This is a genomic window from Mailhella sp., from assembly GCF_057866825.1.
The window spans coordinates 1-15747 of sequence record NZ_DBMAHT010000010.1 but is presented as its reverse complement, the minus strand read 5'-3'; the positions used below and the strand labels follow the sequence as shown (position 1 = coordinate 15747).

Genomic DNA, 15747 nt, shown 5'->3' with positions numbered 1-15747 from the left:
ATTTTCCGCGGCAGGGCGGCCGGAAAAGAAGCGCAACAAGTTGCCGAACGCCGTTGACAGGGCGGAAAAAGCGTTCTATAGCAAAAGACAATAGGGAATTATATATTCCATTTTTTCTAACTATTAAAAATAGTTGTCATTCAACTCCCGCTTCTGCCATGACGCCGACCCTCCGTTTTTCCGCCGTATTTTTCGACCTGGACGGAACGCTTGTTGATTCCGCGCCGGACATTCTCCATCTGATTCGTCAGGTGCTCATGGATGCGGGACTTGATGTGCCCCCCATGGATTTTCACCTCATCGGGCCGCCGCTCGAAGAGATTTTTGAAATCGTGGCGCCTTCGGTGTCGCCCGAATTCCGGGCGGAGCTGGTGCTGGCCTTTCGCGCGCTTTACCGTGTGGACGACTACGCCCGCAGCCGCGTGTTTTCCGGCATTCCCGGGCTGCTGCGCTCGCTCAGGGAACAGGGCGTGCCCGCCTTTGTGGCCACGAACAAGCCGGAAAAGGTGACGCGGCGTCTTCTGGATCGCAAGGGCCTGCTGCCCCTGTTCACCGACGTGGCCAGCCGCGATTCCGTGGAGGGCCGCAGCCTTTCCAAGCGCGAGATGCTGGACATGCTCATGGCGCGGCACGGACTGAGCGCGTCCTCGACCCTGATGGTGGGGGATTCCAGGCTCGACATTTCCGGCGGCCGTGAGGCGGGAGCGCGCACCGCGGCGGCGCTGTACGGCTACGGTCGGAAGGATGTGCTGCTTGGGGAAAAGCCCGACTTCGTGGTGGAAGACGAGGGCTGGGAACACATGTACGCGTGGCCGGATGACAGGCAGGAGTTCAATGATGTTTTTCGATAACTTCCATCAAGTGAGAGCGTAGGGTATGATGTCAGCACAGCCGGTTTGAATGAAGCGCTGATCAGAAAATATAGACGAGAGCAAGATCGAGAGAATATCAGGCTCAATAAAAAACGGGCAGAGAATACACGGATCCGTTCAGTCCGAAGCAGGGAAAGTTCCTTGAAAGCAGGTTACGATTCAACGTCCATGGAAGCTTGAACCGTTGAAATAAAACAGGGCGCCGAGTCGGACGTGCAAGCCGACGCCTGTAAGGCGCGAGTAAATAACAAAAACTGGCATGGCTGGACAAGCCATCCGTGTTACGGGAGGCCTCTAAGCGCTCGGAACGCGCGGCAAGCCTTCTCGCAGTCCGCGCTGCCGTCATCTTGGCCATTTAGGCGTGCAAAAAGGGCGTCGCTCCCTTTCGGGGAACGACGCCCTTTGTCGTGCTTGATGTTCAGGCTCAGGCGATGGAGGAGCCGCTCGGCGCGTCGGCCGTGAGCAGGGAGAGGCCGCCGTCGAATTCGGCGGTGAGTATCATGCCCTGCGATTCAATGCCGCGCAGCTTGCGCGGAGGCAGATTGGCCACCACCACGACCTTCTTGCCCACGAGGTCTTCGGGCTTGAAGTGCGCGGCAATGCCGGACACGATCTGCCGGGGCTTGTCTTCGCCGAGGTCCACGTCGAAGCGCAGCAGCTTGTCGGCGTTGGGATGCTGTTCCGCGGCGAGAATGGTGCCCACGCGAAGGTCGAGCTTCTGGAAGTCGGCAAACTCGATGGGAGCCTTGGGGCCGGTTTCCGCGGGAGCGGCCTTGGGAGCGGGGGCCTTCTTTTCCTTCTTGGGCTTGGCAGGTGCCTCTTCCTTTTCCATTTCGAGGCGGGGGAAGAGGTTGGAGGAGGCCGCGATTTCAAGGCCGGTGCGCAGGTGCATGCGATAGTGCAGCACGTCGTTCAGGGCGGCTTCGGAAAGCGGGCCCTGCGGACGGCCGAGCTGCGCCTGCATGGTGGCGGAAGAGGCGGGCATGACGGGCCAGATGAGGTAGGCCACCTTGTACATGTTTTCCAGCAGCGTGCGGATCACGGTGCCGAGGCGTTCGGTGTCGCCGTTCTTGGCGAGGGTCCAGGGGGCCTGTTCGTCCACGTACTTGTTCATGGCGCGCACGGCGGTCCACAGGGCGTCGAGAGCCTGCGAGAAGCGCAGTTCGCCGAAGAGCTGCACGAAGTTGGCGGCGGCGTTGTCCGTGGTTTCGGAGAGAATGTCGTCGGCTTCAAGCTGATTGCCGAGCGCGGGAACCTTGCTCGCAAAATACTTGGCGTTCATGGAGAGCACGCGGCTGAACAGGTTGCCGAGGTCGTTGGCGAGGTCGGCGTTCACGCGGGTGATGATGGCTTCCGGCGAATAGGAGGCGTCGGAGCCGAAGTTCATTTCGCGCAGCAGGAAATAGCGGAACGCGTCGAGGCCGAAGTGCTCGGCGGCCTTGAGCGGATCGACCACGTTGCCCAGCGACTTGGACATCTTGGTGTCCTTGACGAGCCAGTAGCCGTGGACGTTGAGATGCTTGTAGAGGGGCAGGCCCGCGGCCATGAGCATGGTGGGCCAGAAGATGCCGTGGGGCTTCAGAATGTCCTTGGCCACGAGATGTTCGCCGGGCCAGTATTTTCTGTAGTTGCCGGATTCGTCGTTTTCGTTGTCGGGCCAGCCGAGGGCCGTGATGTAGTTGGCGAGCGCATCGAACCACACGTAGCTCACGTAGTTCTTGTCGAAGGGCAGCTCGATGCCCCAGGTGAGGCGCGACTTGGGACGCGAAATGCACAGATCTTCCAGCACGCCGCCTTCAAGCATGGCGAGGGCTTCGTTGCGGTAGCGCTCGGGACGGATGAAGTCGGGATGATCGAGGATGTACTGACGAAGCTGATCCTGATACTTGGACATCTTGAAGAAGTAGTTCTTCTCGCTGATGTATTCGGGCTTGGTCAGGTGCTGGGGGCAGAGGCCGTTTTCCAGTTCCTTTTCGGTGTAGAAGCGTTCGCAGCCGTAGCAGTAGTGGCCGCCGTATTCGCCGAAATAGATGTCGCCCTTGTCGTAGAGGCGCTGGAGCAGCACCTGCACGGCCTTCATGTGATCGGGATCGGTGGTGCGGATGAAGCCGTCGTTTTCAATGCCGAGCTTGGGCCACAGGTTGCGGAACACGCCGGAAATGTCGTCCACGAAGGCCTGCGGGGTCACGCCGGCGGCGGTGGCGGCCTTGACTATCTTGTCCCCGTGTTCGTCGGTGCCGGTCTGCATGCGGGCGTCTTCGCCGAGCATGCGGTGAAATCTCTTGAGCGTGTCGGCCACAATGGTGGAATACGCATGGCCCAGATGAGGGCGGGCGTTGACATAGTAGATGGGCGTGGTGATGTAGTAGGTTTTCACGGGAACTCCTGCTGAAAGAGCGTTGTTTCTTTGTCGTGCCGGCTGGCTTCGCCGGAAAAGGGGCCGCAGGGCGTTTGCTACTGCGCGCTCTGACCGGAGGCGTCGTCGTTCGAGGCGTGTTCCTTCGGCTCGCGAGCGGGGCGGGAACGGCGGTTTTTGTCGTGCTGCTCCTGATGGTGATGCGGACGCCTCCTGCGATGCGTGGCCTCTTCGGAATTCATCATGCTGGGCTCGTGGGACACGGGCTGCGGCGCGCCTTCCACGGGTTCGAGACCGGCAAGGTCGTCGTCGAGGGTTTCGGGCGCGGCGGAAACCACCATCATGCCGTTGCCGTTCTGGGGCTTCTGTTCCTTGGCGGAAGGAGCGGGGGGCACTTCGGAGCGCGTGGGCTTGAGGGCCTGCCAGTCTTCGAGGCTCATTTCCGTTTCCTGACCGCCGTCGGGCAGCACCACCACGGAATTGCGGAACATGTTGCTGCGAAGCACGCGCATGGGGCCTTCGGTGGTCTGATAGCGCTTGCCGAGGCGCGGGCAGCTTCTGTGAAAGGCGTCGTAATTTTCCTGTTCGTAGCTCAGGCAGCACAGAAGTCTGCCGCAGATGCCCGAAATCTTTGCCGGATTGAGGAAGAGATTCTGTTCCTTGGCCATTTTGATGGTGACCGGCGCAAACTTGTGCAGATAGCGGCGGCAGCAGCACACCATGCCGCAGTTGCCGAGCGCGCCGAGCATCTGGGTTTCGTGGCGCACGCCTATCTGACGCAGTTCGATGCGGGTGCGGTACTGCCGCACGAGATCCTTGACCAGATCGCGGAAGTCGATGCGCGTGGGCGCGGTGAAGAAAAAGACCATCTTGCTGCGGTCGAAGAGAATTTCCACGTCCACGAGCTTCATGTCGAGCTTGCGGTCGGCGATGCAGCGGCGGCAGAACTGATAGGCTTCGCGGGAAAGCACGGCGTTGTCCTGAGCGGCGAGCTTTTCCTCTTCGGTGGCGCGTCGGGCCGAGGGCATGGGCGCGGCGTGATCGTCGTCCTGTCCGTTCTCGTCGGAGTCCGAGCCGCTCATGCTCTGCACGGCCACGTTGGCCGCCTTGAGCACGTGTTCCAAGTCTTCCTGCCAGGGTCTCTGCCAGACCACCTGACCGCAGTTCAGACCGCGTTCCGTCATGACCATGGCGCTTTCGCCCACGGCGAGGGGAGCGTCGTCCCCGGTGTCGTGCAGGCAGGCGAGCACCTGTCCGTAGCGGCTGAAACGTATGCCTATCGTTTGCTTCATAATGACCGAGAAAATTTTTAGGATGAAAAAAGGCGGGCAGGGCCCGCGGGGAATCCTGGGAAGGATACCCTTCCGGGAAAACACTTGTCAATGCCCGAAGGCGCGCTGACGCGCTGTTCCCGGGCCGGGGAGCGCGGCGCGGGAGTGTCGCGGACGCGGGGGGGCGTCTTCGCGCGGGACGGAGGGGGAAGGCGCTTCGCCGCAGGAAGGAGAGGCTCACGTCGAAGAGACGGGCGAAGCCCTGAGACGGGAGCAATTCGTTCCCATCGCTGGCAGGATCAGCGCATATCGGAGAGTCTCTGCCGCGGGGCGGGAGTGTTGCCTCTGCGAAGGAGAGAAGTCGGCGTTGTGGCCTGCGCCTGCACCGGGTGGCGAAGCCCTGCGGCGGGCGAGGGGTGAGCCGTCAGATCCGGCCGGAGGGGACGCCGCGGCGCTCGCCGCGCGGCCTGTTCCCGGCGCGGGGGAGCCATGCTGCCGACGTGAAAGCGCGCTGCCTGCCCGGAAGATGCTCGTGCCCGCAGCGTTGCCTGGCCGGGTGATGTTCGTCGGAGGGCGGCGCGCCCTGCGGAAAGACACGCCGGGAGACAGGACGCGCCGGGCGAAAAGCCTCCGCCTGAAAAGGCGTCAGTGAAGCGCCGGGGAGTGTTCCGCCGGAGCGGCAATGGTCACTTCATGCACGATGCTCGACGTTCCGTGCGCAGGTATTTCCATCTTCCATTCATAGCAGGCATGTTCTTCGTTGAGCTCGGGGGCAGGGCGGCTTTTGGTCCTGGCGCTCATGCGCGCGTCGCGCAGAATGGGAGCGGGGCTTTCCACGCGTACCTCCACGACGCAGTCGTGACCGCTGTGAATGTCTGCCTTCCAGCGCCGCTGCCGCGCCTTCATGGAGGCCGGAACGTCGGCGTCCGTGGCGGAGAGTTCCTGCGTCGTTGCGGAAACAAGCTGATCCACGCCGAAGAAGATCTCCTTCCGGGTCGCGTTCAGGCGGAATAGGCCGCGCGCGTTTTCCATGCCGTTCACCACGAAGACGGCCTGTCCCGCAGGCAGAAGCGGCAGCGCTTCCGATGCGGGAGTTGCCGTGAAGTAGGCCCGCGAGTCCTGAAGCGGACGCACGAGCCGGCAGAATTCGGCCGGAAGCTCGCAGGTTGCGGCGAGGCGCGTGATCTCTCCCTCGGCGGGAACGTTCAGGCGTCCGAGCGGCCAGTAAACGCCCGTGGCGTGGCTTTGCGCGTCTGCTGCGCCCGCTGCCTTGGCGGCCATGATGTTTGCGGAGCCCAGAAGAGGGCGTTCATCGCCTTCCGTCCACATCGGCAGGGCGGGCGGCTCCACGCGGCGCGCGTCCTCGGCGGAGGCGAGCGTCACGTCCACGTTCTTCCAGTCCGCGCCGCTGTCCTGACGAAGCACGGCGTTCATGACGATGCGCACGAGTCCCGTCTTTTCTTCGGCCGATACGCGGTAGCTCGGCTTCCAGGACGCGCCGGGCAGAAAGTAGGTCCAGCGCGCGGTTGCCGGGCCCTTTCCGTCGATGACGAGCTCGCATTCCTGCACGGCGTTGTTGTGGCTGCCGAGCGCCTTCATGCGCGCATTCAGATTCTGAACTTCCTTTTCCAGCGCTCTTTCGCGCGCGCAAAGTTCCGTTTCCTTCTGCGTAAGATCGGCAAGGCGAAGACGCGTTTCCTGCGCCAGCGCTTCGAGCTCCTGCCCGTTTTCGGCGGGAGAGGTCGGCGGATCGGCCCAGAACCGGCGCTCGGCGGACACGCTTTTTCGCTCGGCGCTCACGCGGGAGAGCTCGCCGCGCACGTTTTCAAGCTCGCGCTGAAGCGTTTCCATGGCCGAAGATGGCGTCTGCCTGACGCTGAGCCTCGATTCCAGCACGACGCCGGAGGAGAGCGACACGGAAAGACTTTCCGCATCCGCGCCCGCCGGAAGGCTGAGAACGACGCGGCTCTCGGGATTGACGGTCTCCTCTTCCGTGACGAGCGCGCCCGCGGGGTACAGCACCACGGAAACGGGTTTCGCCTGCGCGTGGGCAGAGGCGAGAAGCAGCGCCGCAAGAAGAAGGAGACGGAGTTTCATGATCAGTCCTCGCTGAGTATGGCGTTCAGAAAGTCGCGTCGTTTTTTGCGTTCTTCCACAAGGAAGGCTCCGGTGATGGAGGCCGGATTCTCCATGATTTCCTCGGGCGTGCCGGACGCGATGATGGTGCCGCCGTTTTCGCCGCCGCCGGGGCCGAGATCCACGATGTGATCGGCGGAGAGAATGACGTCGGTGTTGTGCTCGATGACCACCACGGTGGCGCCGCGATCCACCAGACGATGCAGCACGTTGATGAGCTTGCCCACTTCGTGCATGTGCAGGCCGGTGGTGGGTTCGTCGAGAATGTATAGGGTGCGCGGCAGGGACTTCTTGCCGAGCTCGCGCGATATCTTGATGCGCTGCGCTTCGCCGCCGGAAAGCGTGGTGGCCGCCTGTCCGAGGCGCAGGTAGCCGAGGCCCACGTCTTCGAGCACGCCGAGGCGGCGTTCAAGGGCGGGGTAGCTTGAGAAGAATTCCCTTGCTTCATGCACGGTGAGGTCGAGCACTTCGGAGATGTTCAGATCCTTGTAGCGCACTTCGAGGGTTTCGTGATTGAAGCGGCGGCCCTTGCACACGTCGCAGGTGACGAAGATGTCGGGCAGAAAGTGCATTTCCACGCGTATCTGTCCGTCGCCCTTGCAGGTTTCGCAGCGCCCGCCGGACACGTTGAAGCTGAAGCGGCTGGCGGTGTAGCCGCGCTTTTTGGCGTCGGGGGTCATGGCGAAGATTTTGCGTATGTCGTCGAACACCTTGGTGTAGGTGGCGGGGTTGGAACGCGGCGTGCGGCCGATGGGCGTCTGATCGATGGACACGATGCGCTCTATCTGATCGAGGCCCTCCACGCCCTTCATGGGGCCGGGCTGTTCGGTGCGCAGGCCGCAGTGACGCGCCACGCGGCGGTAGAGCGTGTCGATGACGAGCGAGCTTTTGCCCGAGCCCGACACGCCGGTGACGCAGGTGAGTGCGCCGAGGGGAATGGCGCAGTCGATGTTCTTGAGGTTGTTGGTGGTCACGCCGCGCAGGGTGAGGAACTTTTCGGAGCGGCGTCTCGTTTCCGGCACGGGAATGGTGAGGTCGCCGCGCAGGTAGCGCGCGGTGAGCGAATCGGAATGCCTGAGCAGTTCCTTCACCGTGCCTGCGAACACGAGCTCGCCGCCCTGCGAGCCGGAACCCGGGCCCATTTCGAGCACGGTGTCGGCCTCGCAGATGGTGGCTTCGTCGTGTTCCACCACGAGCACGGTGTTGCCGCGCTTCTGGAGGCTGCGCAAAGTGCGGATGAGCCGTTCGTTGTCGCGCGGATGCAGGCCGATGGAAGGTTCGTCGAGCACGTAGGTGACGCCCACGAGGCCGGAGCCGAGCTGCGAGGCAAGGCGTATGCGCTGGGCTTCGCCGCCGGAGAGCGTGACCATGGAGCGGCCGAGGGTGAGGTATTCGAGGCCCACGTTGACCATGAAGCCGAGGCGGAAGGTGAGTTCCTTGATGAGCGGCTCGGCGATGATGGCGTGACGCCCGGTGAAGGAGAGTCCCTTCACCCATTCAAGGGCGCGTTCGATGGAAAGGTTGCAGAAGTCCTCGATGTTGAGGTCGTTCACGCGCACGGAGAGGGCTTCCTTGCGCAGGCGCGTGCCGTGGCAGGTGGGGCATTCCACTTCGTAGCTGTAGCGGCTGAGAATGTCGCTCCAGGCGTCGCCGCGCTTCATGCGCTGCTCAAGCAGGTACATGACGCCCGGCCAGTGCGAGGTGGAAAGCGGTTCCGAGCCTTCGTCGCGGTTGAGGCTCGTGCCGCCCATGAAGTTGCGGCGCAGGCTGCCCGTGCGGGTGATGCCGCCGGCCTCGCCGTTGAAGAGGGCCTTTCTGGCCTTGTCGGAAAAATCCCTGAGGGGAGTGTCGAGGGTGAAGCCCTGGCGCTTGCCGAGCGCTTCGAGGGCCTTGCCTATTTTGGCCATGAAGTAGGGCGAGGAGAAGGGAGCAAGCGCGCCCTGGCGCAGGGAGAGCGATTCGTCGGGAGCGATGAGGCCTTCGTCGAAGGCCACCACGGTGCCTATGCCGAGGCACTGCGGGCACGCGCCCTGCGGACTGTTGAACGAGAAGAGCTGCGGCGAGGGCACGGGGGCGCTCACATGGCAGCGGGGGCACACGGATTCGGTGGAATGCACGACGTCGGGCTTGCCGGGCACGCTCACGATGACGCGGCCCTTGCCGTAGCGCAGGGCGAGTTCCACGGAATCGGCAAGGCGGGTGCGCATGTCGTCCTTGATGACGAGGCGGTCCACCACAAGATCGATGCTGTGCTTCTTGTTCTTGTCGAGCGCGGGAGCTTCGTCGAGATTGCAGATCTGCGGCTCTTCGCCGAGCGTGGCCACGCGCACGCGCACGAAGCCTTCGGCGCGCAGCTTCTTGAAGCGGTCGGCGTGGGTGCCCTTCTGCAGTTCCACGAGCGGAGCCATGAGCATGATGCGCTCGCCTTCGGGCATGTTCATGATTTCGGCAATGATTTCGTCGGAGGCGTGGGCCTCGATGGGCGCGCCGCAGTGCGGACAGTACACCTTGCCGAGTCTGGCGAAGAACACGCGCAGAAAGTCATAGACTTCCGTCACCGTGCCCACGGTGGAGCGGGGGTTGTGCGCGGTGGTCTGCTGTTCCAGGGAAATGGCGGGGGAGAGACCCTCGATTTTGTCCACGAGGGGCTTGTCCATCTTGGGCAGAAACATGCGCGCGTAGGTGGAGAGCGATTCCACATAGCGGCGCTGACCTTCGGCGTACACGATGTCGAAGGCCAGCGTGGACTTGCCCGAGCCCGAAGGCCCGCACACGACCACAAGCTGATCGCGCGGAATATCGACGTTGACGTTTTTGAGATTATGCTGACGGGCTCCCTCGATGTGGATGCAGGGGCCCGCGGATTTCGTGGGGGTCATGATGGTCCTTGTTGTTCGAGAAAAAAGCGGAAAAAGGCGTCGGTTCAGCGCCGGCCCTTTTTCAGAAGGGTGACGCGGCGCACCACGTTTTCATAATAAGGATCGTGTTCGGTAATGGCAACGGAGCGCTCGCGGCGCTGATTCATGCGCATGAGGATGACGTCGAGCTTCTGCATCTGCCGCACCTTTTCCGCGCCTTCGTCGCAGTGTTCGAGCAGGTCGAGAATGGTGTTTATTTCCTTGCGGTCGGCAAGTTCGGGCGGCAGGTAGCCGGCGTTTTTGAGCACCTTGTAGGCCATGCGCAGCTCGCCGGGCACGGCGCTGTCGTCCTCGAAGTTCAGGGGCTTGCCTTCGCCGGGAAGATGGTCGAAGGCGCCTTCCTTCTGCGCGGCCTGAATGCGGCGTTCGGCCTGGCTGGCCATGAAATGCAGGAAATCTTCCGCCATGCCTTCCTCCCTTGGATTCGTTTTGTCTATACGCCGGAGCGCCGTGTTTTTCAATGATCGGAACAGGGCGCGCCTGCGGGAAACATGGCGCCAAAAGGAGCAACAAGGCCCGGAAAGGCCCGGAGCAGGCATCCTGCGATGAAGCGGGAAAAATAAAAAAAAACGTCCGGAGCCGGGAGCGCGTGCGGGAAAATGTTCCGGAGGGAGCGCGCACCGGGCGGACGTGGGATCAAGGGGCGGCGGAGCGACCGAAGGCCGCTCCGCCGCGGAAGGAGAGGAGGGAAATGTGGTCCCTGCGCCGGCAGTGTGTGGGGGGGGATCCGGCGCAGGGGAATCCCGCAGGGCATGTGCGGGAAGGCTTGTGTCACCGGGCCAGATAGCGCCGGTAGTCGATGCCGTATTTTTTCATCTTGTAGTAGAAGATGCGGTAGGTGATGTCGATGTCGCGCGCGGCCTGATGAATGTTGCCGCGGCTGCGCACCAGCGCTTCTTCCAGTCTTTTCTTTTCGAGCTGTCCCACTTCTTCGTGGAAGCCCAGGGCGCGGCCGTTCGTTTCGGCGGGAGCGTCTTCGGCCACGGCGGCGCGCAGCGCCGGCGGAAGATGGCAGGGGCAGACGAGTTCGCCTTCGCACAGCAGCACGGCGCGTTCCATGGCGTTCTGCAGTTCACGCACGTTGCCCGGCCAGTGCCAGGCGAGCAGGGCGTCGGCGGCCTGCGGGGACAGGCGCTTGGCCGGACGGCCGTAGCTGCGGGAGAACATGTGCAGAAAATGTTCCGCGAGGGGCAGAATGTCGTCCTTGCGTTCGCGCAGCGGCGGCAGAAACAGCGGAAACACGTTGATGCGGTAGTAGAGGTCTTCGCGGAAGAGGCCCTTGTCCACCAGCTTTTCCAGAGGCTGATGCGTGGCGCAGATGAGGCGCACATCCACCTTGACCGGGCGTTCGCTGCCGAGGCGCACGATTTCTCTTTCCTGAATGGCGCGCAGCACCTTGGCCTGCGCGGGCAGGGAGAGATCGCCTATTTCATCGAGAAAGAGGGTGCCGGTGTCGGCCTGTTCAAACACGCCGCGCCGCGCCTGCTGCGCGCCGGTGAACGCGCCCTTCTGCCAGCCGAAGAGCTCGCCTTCCACAAGGTCGGCGGGCAGGGCGGCGCAGTTGAGGCGGATGAACGGACGCGAGGCACGCGTGCTGCACTGATGGATGGCCGAAGCCATGAGTTCCTTGCCCGAACCGGATTCGCCGCGCAGCAGCACGGTGGTCTGACTCGGAGCCACCTGCGCCACGTGATGCAGCACATGGTTCATGGACTTGGAGAGCACCACGATGGAAGGCATGGCCTGCAGCACGGAGGGCAGGGGCCTGTCGTCCTGACGGGTGTAGTGGGTGGCCTGGCGCACCATGTCTTCCTGCAGGCAGGCCACCTGATGGCCCACCAGAGCGGCCACCACTTCGAGCAGGCGGCAGCGCAGCTCCAGAATTTCGTGATCGGCCATGGGGGTGTCCACGCTGAGGGTGCCCACGGTGACGTGGCCGGAATCCGGCTCGCCGGAGCGCTTCTGCGTGGTGACGGGCACGCAGATGAAGGCCAGCGTGCGGAGCTGTTCTTCACTTCTTTCAAAAAGTCTGTTGAGAAAGTCGGGGTGGTTCTTCATGCAGTCCACGATGATGGGCTTGCCTGAAGCGAACACCTGGCCCGTGATGCCCTTGCCCGGGGCGTAGGTGAGATGAGGAACGGAAGTCTGTCCCTCGGCCATGGAGAGGTGCAGACTTCCGTTTTCCGGGTTTTGTACCACGATGTGAGGGCGCTCGAAGGGCATGTCGCCGGAAAGAGAGCAGAGCACCCGGCGCAGTACTTCCCGGAAGGGGAGACCCGGTTCAAGGCAGTGTACGATGTGCCGCAGACTGTCGAGATAGGGTTCGAACGAGTTGGGAGAAATTTCGTGGTCGGGCATGGGAGTGATCCGTGGCGGGCAGAAGCCCGCGAGAAATGTTCAGCGGCGGACGCGCCGCGGGAAAGCGTTGCCGGGAGGATGCGTCCCGCGCCGGCAACGTGGCGCGGGGCGCGTCCGGAGCCGGAGATTATTTGATGACCTTTTCCAGCCGTTCAAGGGCGGCTCGGGTAAGTTCCGGAGTGTTGAAGGCGGTGAGGCGCACGTAGCCTTCGCCGCTCGCGCCGAAGCCGACGCCGGGCGTGCAGACCACGCCGGCCTTCTCCAGCAGCATGTCGAAGAAGGCCCAGGAATCGGTTCCGCCGGGCGTTCTCAGCCACACGTAGGGCGAATGCACGCCGCCGAAGGCTTCGAGGCCGAGCTTGGCGCAGGTTTTGAGCATCATGTCGGCGTTGCTCTGGTAGATGCCGAGCACGGCCTTCATCTGGGTTCTGGCCGGTTCCATGAAGGCGGCTTCGGCCGCGCGCTGCACGATGTAGGGGCAGCCGTTGTACTTGGTGCACTGGCGGCGCAGCCACATGTCGTGCAGATGCAGCACGGTGCCGTCGGCGGCGCGGGCCGTGAGCTTCTTGGGCACCACGGCGTAGCCGCAGCGCAGTCCCGTGAAGCCCGCGGTCTTGGAAAGGCTGCGGAATTCCACGGCCACTTCGTCCGCGCCGGGAATTTCAAAGATGCTGCGCGGAATGGATTCGTCGCGGATGAAGGCTTCGTAGGCCGCGTCGAACATGATGAGCGAATCGTTCTTCTTCGCGTATTCCACCCATCTGGTCAGGGCGTCTCTGTCGAGCACGGTGCCGGTGGGATTGTTGGGGCTGCACAGATACACCACGTCCACGCGCTCTTCGGGCAGGGCGGGGCAGAAATTGTTTTCCTTCGTGCAGGGCAGGTACACGATGCGGCTCCAGCGGCCGTTTTCATGCACGCCGCCGCGGCCGGCCATGGCGTTGGAATCCTCGTACACGGGATAGACCGGATCGGTGAGCGCAATGACGGCGTCTTCGCCGAAGAGTTCCTGGAAATTGCCCACGTCGCTCTTCGCGCCGTCGCTGATGAAGATTTCATCGGCGTCGAGATTCACGCCGCGGGAGAGATAGTCGTGCTTGAGAATGGCTTCGCGCAGGAAGGCATAGCCCTGTTCCGGGCCGTAGCCGCGGAAGGTTTCGGCGCGGCCCATTTCGTCCACGGCCTTGTGCAGGGCCTCGATGACCGCGGGAACCAGCGGCTGGGACACGTCGCCGATGCCGAGGCTGATGACGTCGGCCTCGGGGTGCTTTTCCTTGTACGCGCGAACCCTGCGGGCGACTTCGCTGAACAGATAGTTGCCGGAAAGGCCCGCATAGGCGCTGTTGATGCTGCGCATGATATTCTCCAGTTCTCCGGCGCGGCCGGAGCGTTTGGTGCGTTTGAAAGACGGAGCCGTTTTTCACAAGGCTCCGCCGGAAGAAGGGGAGCGAAGCGCTCCCCCCGGTCAGGCGGTTCAGCTTCGTTCCGGCGCACATGCGCCGGAACGGAAGGGGTCAGGCCGAAGCGCCTTCCACAGGAAAGGTCATTTCCGTGTTCTTGTGCATGGTCCACACGCCGCAGGGGCACACGCCCGCGCACACGCCGCAGCCTATGCAGCGTTCGGGGTCGGAAACGTAGGCGAAGATGCCGTCCATTTCCACGCGGGAGATGGCCTTCTCGGGGCAGGACTGCAGGCACATGCCGCAGTCGCGGCAGGAGCCGCAGCTCACGCAGCGGGAATAGTCGTCCGCGGGATCGGGCAGATCCGCCTTGTGAACACGGGAGAAATATTCCAGGCTGAGGCGGGAGGAGGCCATGTCGCGCGAATCGACCTTGGGAGCGGGCTTGCCCATGAGGTAGGCGTCGGCAGCCTTGGCCGCCTGCGCGCCGGAACCGATGGCCGTCACGAGCAGACCGGGCTTCACCACGTCGCCCGCGGCGAACACGCCGGGCAGAATGCTCATGTCGTCGCCGGGAACCACCCAGCTGCCGCGGAAGGTGCGCACGCCTTCGGGCAGGAAGTCGATTTCCGGCTCGTCGCCGATGGTGATGATGACCATGTCGCCGGGAACAAGACGACCCTTGTCGTCGATGATGCCTTCGGGCGTGATTTCCTTGGTCATGAAGGGCCACACGAGCTTGCCGCCGAGGGATTCGATGTGGGCGATTTCCTTGGCAAAGGCCGCGGGCTTCTGCACGTCGACGCAGGTGACGTGCTCCGCGCCTTCGGCATAGGCGCCTGCCGCGGCGTCCATGCCCGCGTTGCCGCAGCCGATGACGATGACGTTCTTGCCCGTGACGGGATGTTCGCCCTTGTTCACGGCCTTCATGTAGTCGATGCCGGGAACGATGCGTTCCTTGCCCGGCCAGTTGAACATTCTGGCCTTGGTGCCGCCCACGGCCACCACGACGGCGTCGTTTTCCTTGCGCAGGGCGTCGAACTTTTCGCGGTCCACGCGGCAGGAGGTGACGAAGCTCACGCCCATGTCCTCGATGCGGCGGATTTCCGCCTCAAGCACGGAGTGATCGAGACGCTCGCGGGGAATGACCTGTTCGATCTTGCCGCCCACGACCTTGTCGGCTTCGTACACGGTCACGTCGTGACCCTTGCGGGCGAGCTGCCAGGCCGCGGAGAGACCGGCCACGCCGGAGCCGATGACGGCCACCTTCCTGCCGGTGCGCACGGAGGGCTTCTCCACCTTGATGAGCGCCGATTCGCGACCGAGGGGTCCTATCTGAATGGGCGAGTCGATGCGGCAGCCGCGGGTGCAGGCGTCCATGCAGGGGTTGGGGCACACGCCGCCGCACACCGAGCCGGGGAAGGGAGAGTAGTCGAGCACGAGGCGCAGGGCCTCTTCGGTACGGCCTTCGCGCAGCAGGTTGTAGCGCTTCTGTGTGGGAATGCTGGCCGGGCAGGCGTACTCGCAGGGAGCCGCGGTGGCGGCGTTGTCCCAGGATGGCACGCGCAGGCGGAAATCGCCGCGCGCCACCAGACCGTTCACGCGGAAGTCGTCCTTCACCACGTCGCTGAAAATGCCGCCCTTCACCCATTCCTTGGCGTGATAGTCGGAAACGCTCATGCGGGTCTTTTTGTGATCGCCGCTCTTGATGGGCAGAAGCTTGCGCCATTCGCTCCAGCAGCTGAGCGTTTCGAGCGCGGAAGACTTGTCCACCGCGTCCAGGAAGTTCTTCAGACCGGCGGAAAGGAAGGCGATGTCCGCCTCGTCGAGATCATGCACGGCCACGTCGTTTTCGGCGTAGGAGCCGGGATTGCCGCGGAAGTACACCACGCCGCCCACCATGCCGACGCAGGCGCGCTCGCCGAGCACGGAAGCGCCTTCGGGGGTGTCGAGGCCGCAGACCACCATTTTGCCGCCGCCCATGAATTCGCACGGGAAGGAGCCGGTGCCGTCGAGAATCCAGAGTTCGGGCTCGGAGTAGAGCGGATCGTGCTTCATGAGCGAGCCGGAACGGGTGCCCGCGCGGCCGCCGATGTAGATGACGCCCGATGCCGCGCAGTGACCGGCGGTGTCGCCGGCGTCGCCCTTCACGGTGATGCGCGCGCCGGAGTTGAGCCAGCCCACGTCGGCGGGGGCGGAGCCTTCCACCACGATTTCAGTGTGATCGAGGCCCATGCAGCCCACGCGCTGACCGGGATTGGTCACATGGAAGCGCAGGGTGCGGCCTTCGGCGTTCCAGAGCGGGCCGCCGATGTCGTGCTGACCGGACGCATGGATGTCGAATTCCGTTTCGCCCCGGGCCACGGCCTCGCCGATGGCCAGCAGCAGATCCTGCGTGGACATGCGTTCGTGCTGAACAAGAGTATCTATGGAAAA

9 protein-coding genes are annotated in these 15747 nt (G+C 63.5%); 1 reads left to right on the top strand and 8 read right to left on the bottom strand.

Annotation, left to right across the window (positions count from 1 at the left end; translation table 11 throughout):
* The first annotated feature begins 158 nt into the window (after positions 1-158).
* Entirely contained in the window at positions 159-851 is a 693-nt protein-coding gene (locus tag ACZM96_RS02380; protein ID WP_489487085.1) for an HAD family hydrolase, read from the top strand.
* Positions 852-1296: 445 nt separating this feature from the next.
* Here the strand turns inward: ACZM96_RS02380 and metG are convergent, their stop codons facing one another.
* The 8 genes from metG to ACZM96_RS02340 form a co-directional block, all read right to left on the bottom strand.
* The gene (metG, locus tag ACZM96_RS02375) at positions 1297-3249 is read right to left on the bottom strand and encodes a methionine--tRNA ligase (RefSeq protein ID WP_489487084.1); all 1953 of its coding nucleotides are present in this window, start codon (positions 3247-3249) and stop codon (positions 1297-1299) included.
* A 77-nt stretch (positions 3250-3326) separates the two neighbouring features.
* Positions 3327-4520 carry a PSP1 domain-containing protein gene (locus ACZM96_RS02370; protein WP_489487082.1) on the bottom strand — a complete coding sequence of 398 codons (1194 nt, stop codon included), beginning with the start codon at positions 4518-4520 and terminating at the stop codon, positions 3327-3329.
* A gap of 624 nt (positions 4521-5144) precedes the next feature.
* Positions 5145-6596, bottom strand: a complete 1452-nt coding sequence (locus tag ACZM96_RS02365; protein ID WP_489487080.1) for a DUF4139 domain-containing protein — start codon at positions 6594-6596, stop codon at positions 5145-5147.
* A 2-nt stretch (positions 6597-6598) separates the two neighbouring features.
* A complete protein-coding gene (uvrA, locus tag ACZM96_RS02360) occupies positions 6599-9514 on the bottom strand; it encodes an excinuclease ABC subunit UvrA (protein ID WP_489487079.1) in 2916 nt (971 codons plus the stop codon).
* A gap of 44 nt (positions 9515-9558) precedes the next feature.
* On the bottom strand, positions 9559-9960 hold the full coding sequence (locus ACZM96_RS02355) for a DnaJ family domain-containing protein (RefSeq protein WP_489487077.1): 402 nt from the start codon (positions 9958-9960) through the stop codon (positions 9559-9561).
* 364 nt (positions 9961-10324) lie between these two features.
* A complete protein-coding gene (locus ACZM96_RS02350) occupies positions 10325-11911 on the bottom strand; it encodes a sigma-54-dependent Fis family transcriptional regulator (protein ID WP_489487075.1) in 1587 nt (528 codons plus the stop codon).
* A gap of 127 nt (positions 11912-12038) precedes the next feature.
* Complete coding sequence (locus tag ACZM96_RS02345; protein WP_489487073.1) at positions 12039-13268, bottom strand: LL-diaminopimelate aminotransferase; 1230 nt, start codon at positions 13266-13268, stop codon at positions 12039-12041.
* Between the two features lie 157 nt (positions 13269-13425).
* A partial coding sequence (locus tag ACZM96_RS02340; protein WP_489487071.1) for an FAD-dependent oxidoreductase occupies positions 13426-15747 on the bottom strand: 2322 nt, incomplete at its 5' end.

What these genes read in the sequence shown, in the direction of transcription:
- ACZM96_RS02380 (WP_489487085.1), top strand. Translation starts at nt 159, where the DNA reads ATGACGCCGACCCTCCGTTTTTCCGCCGTATTTTTCGACCTGGACGGA.
- ACZM96_RS02370 (WP_489487082.1), bottom strand. Translation starts at nt 4,520, where the DNA reads ATGAAGCAAACGATAGGCATACGTTTCAGCCGCTACGGACAGGTGCTC.
- ACZM96_RS02355 (WP_489487077.1), bottom strand. Translation starts at nt 9,960, where the DNA reads ATGGCGGAAGATTTCCTGCATTTCATGGCCAGCCAGGCCGAACGCCGC.
- ACZM96_RS02345 (WP_489487073.1), bottom strand. Translation starts at nt 13,268, where the DNA reads ATGCGCAGCATCAACAGCGCCTATGCGGGCCTTTCCGGCAACTATCTG.
- ACZM96_RS02350 (WP_489487075.1), bottom strand. Translation starts at nt 11,911, where the DNA reads ATGCCCGACCACGAAATTTCTCCCAACTCGTTCGAACCCTATCTCGAC.
- ACZM96_RS02365 (WP_489487080.1), bottom strand. Translation starts at nt 6,596, where the DNA reads ATGAAACTCCGTCTCCTTCTTCTTGCGGCGCTGCTTCTCGCCTCTGCC.
- uvrA (WP_489487079.1), bottom strand. Translation starts at nt 9,514, where the DNA reads ATGACCCCCACGAAATCCGCGGGCCCCTGCATCCACATCGAGGGAGCC.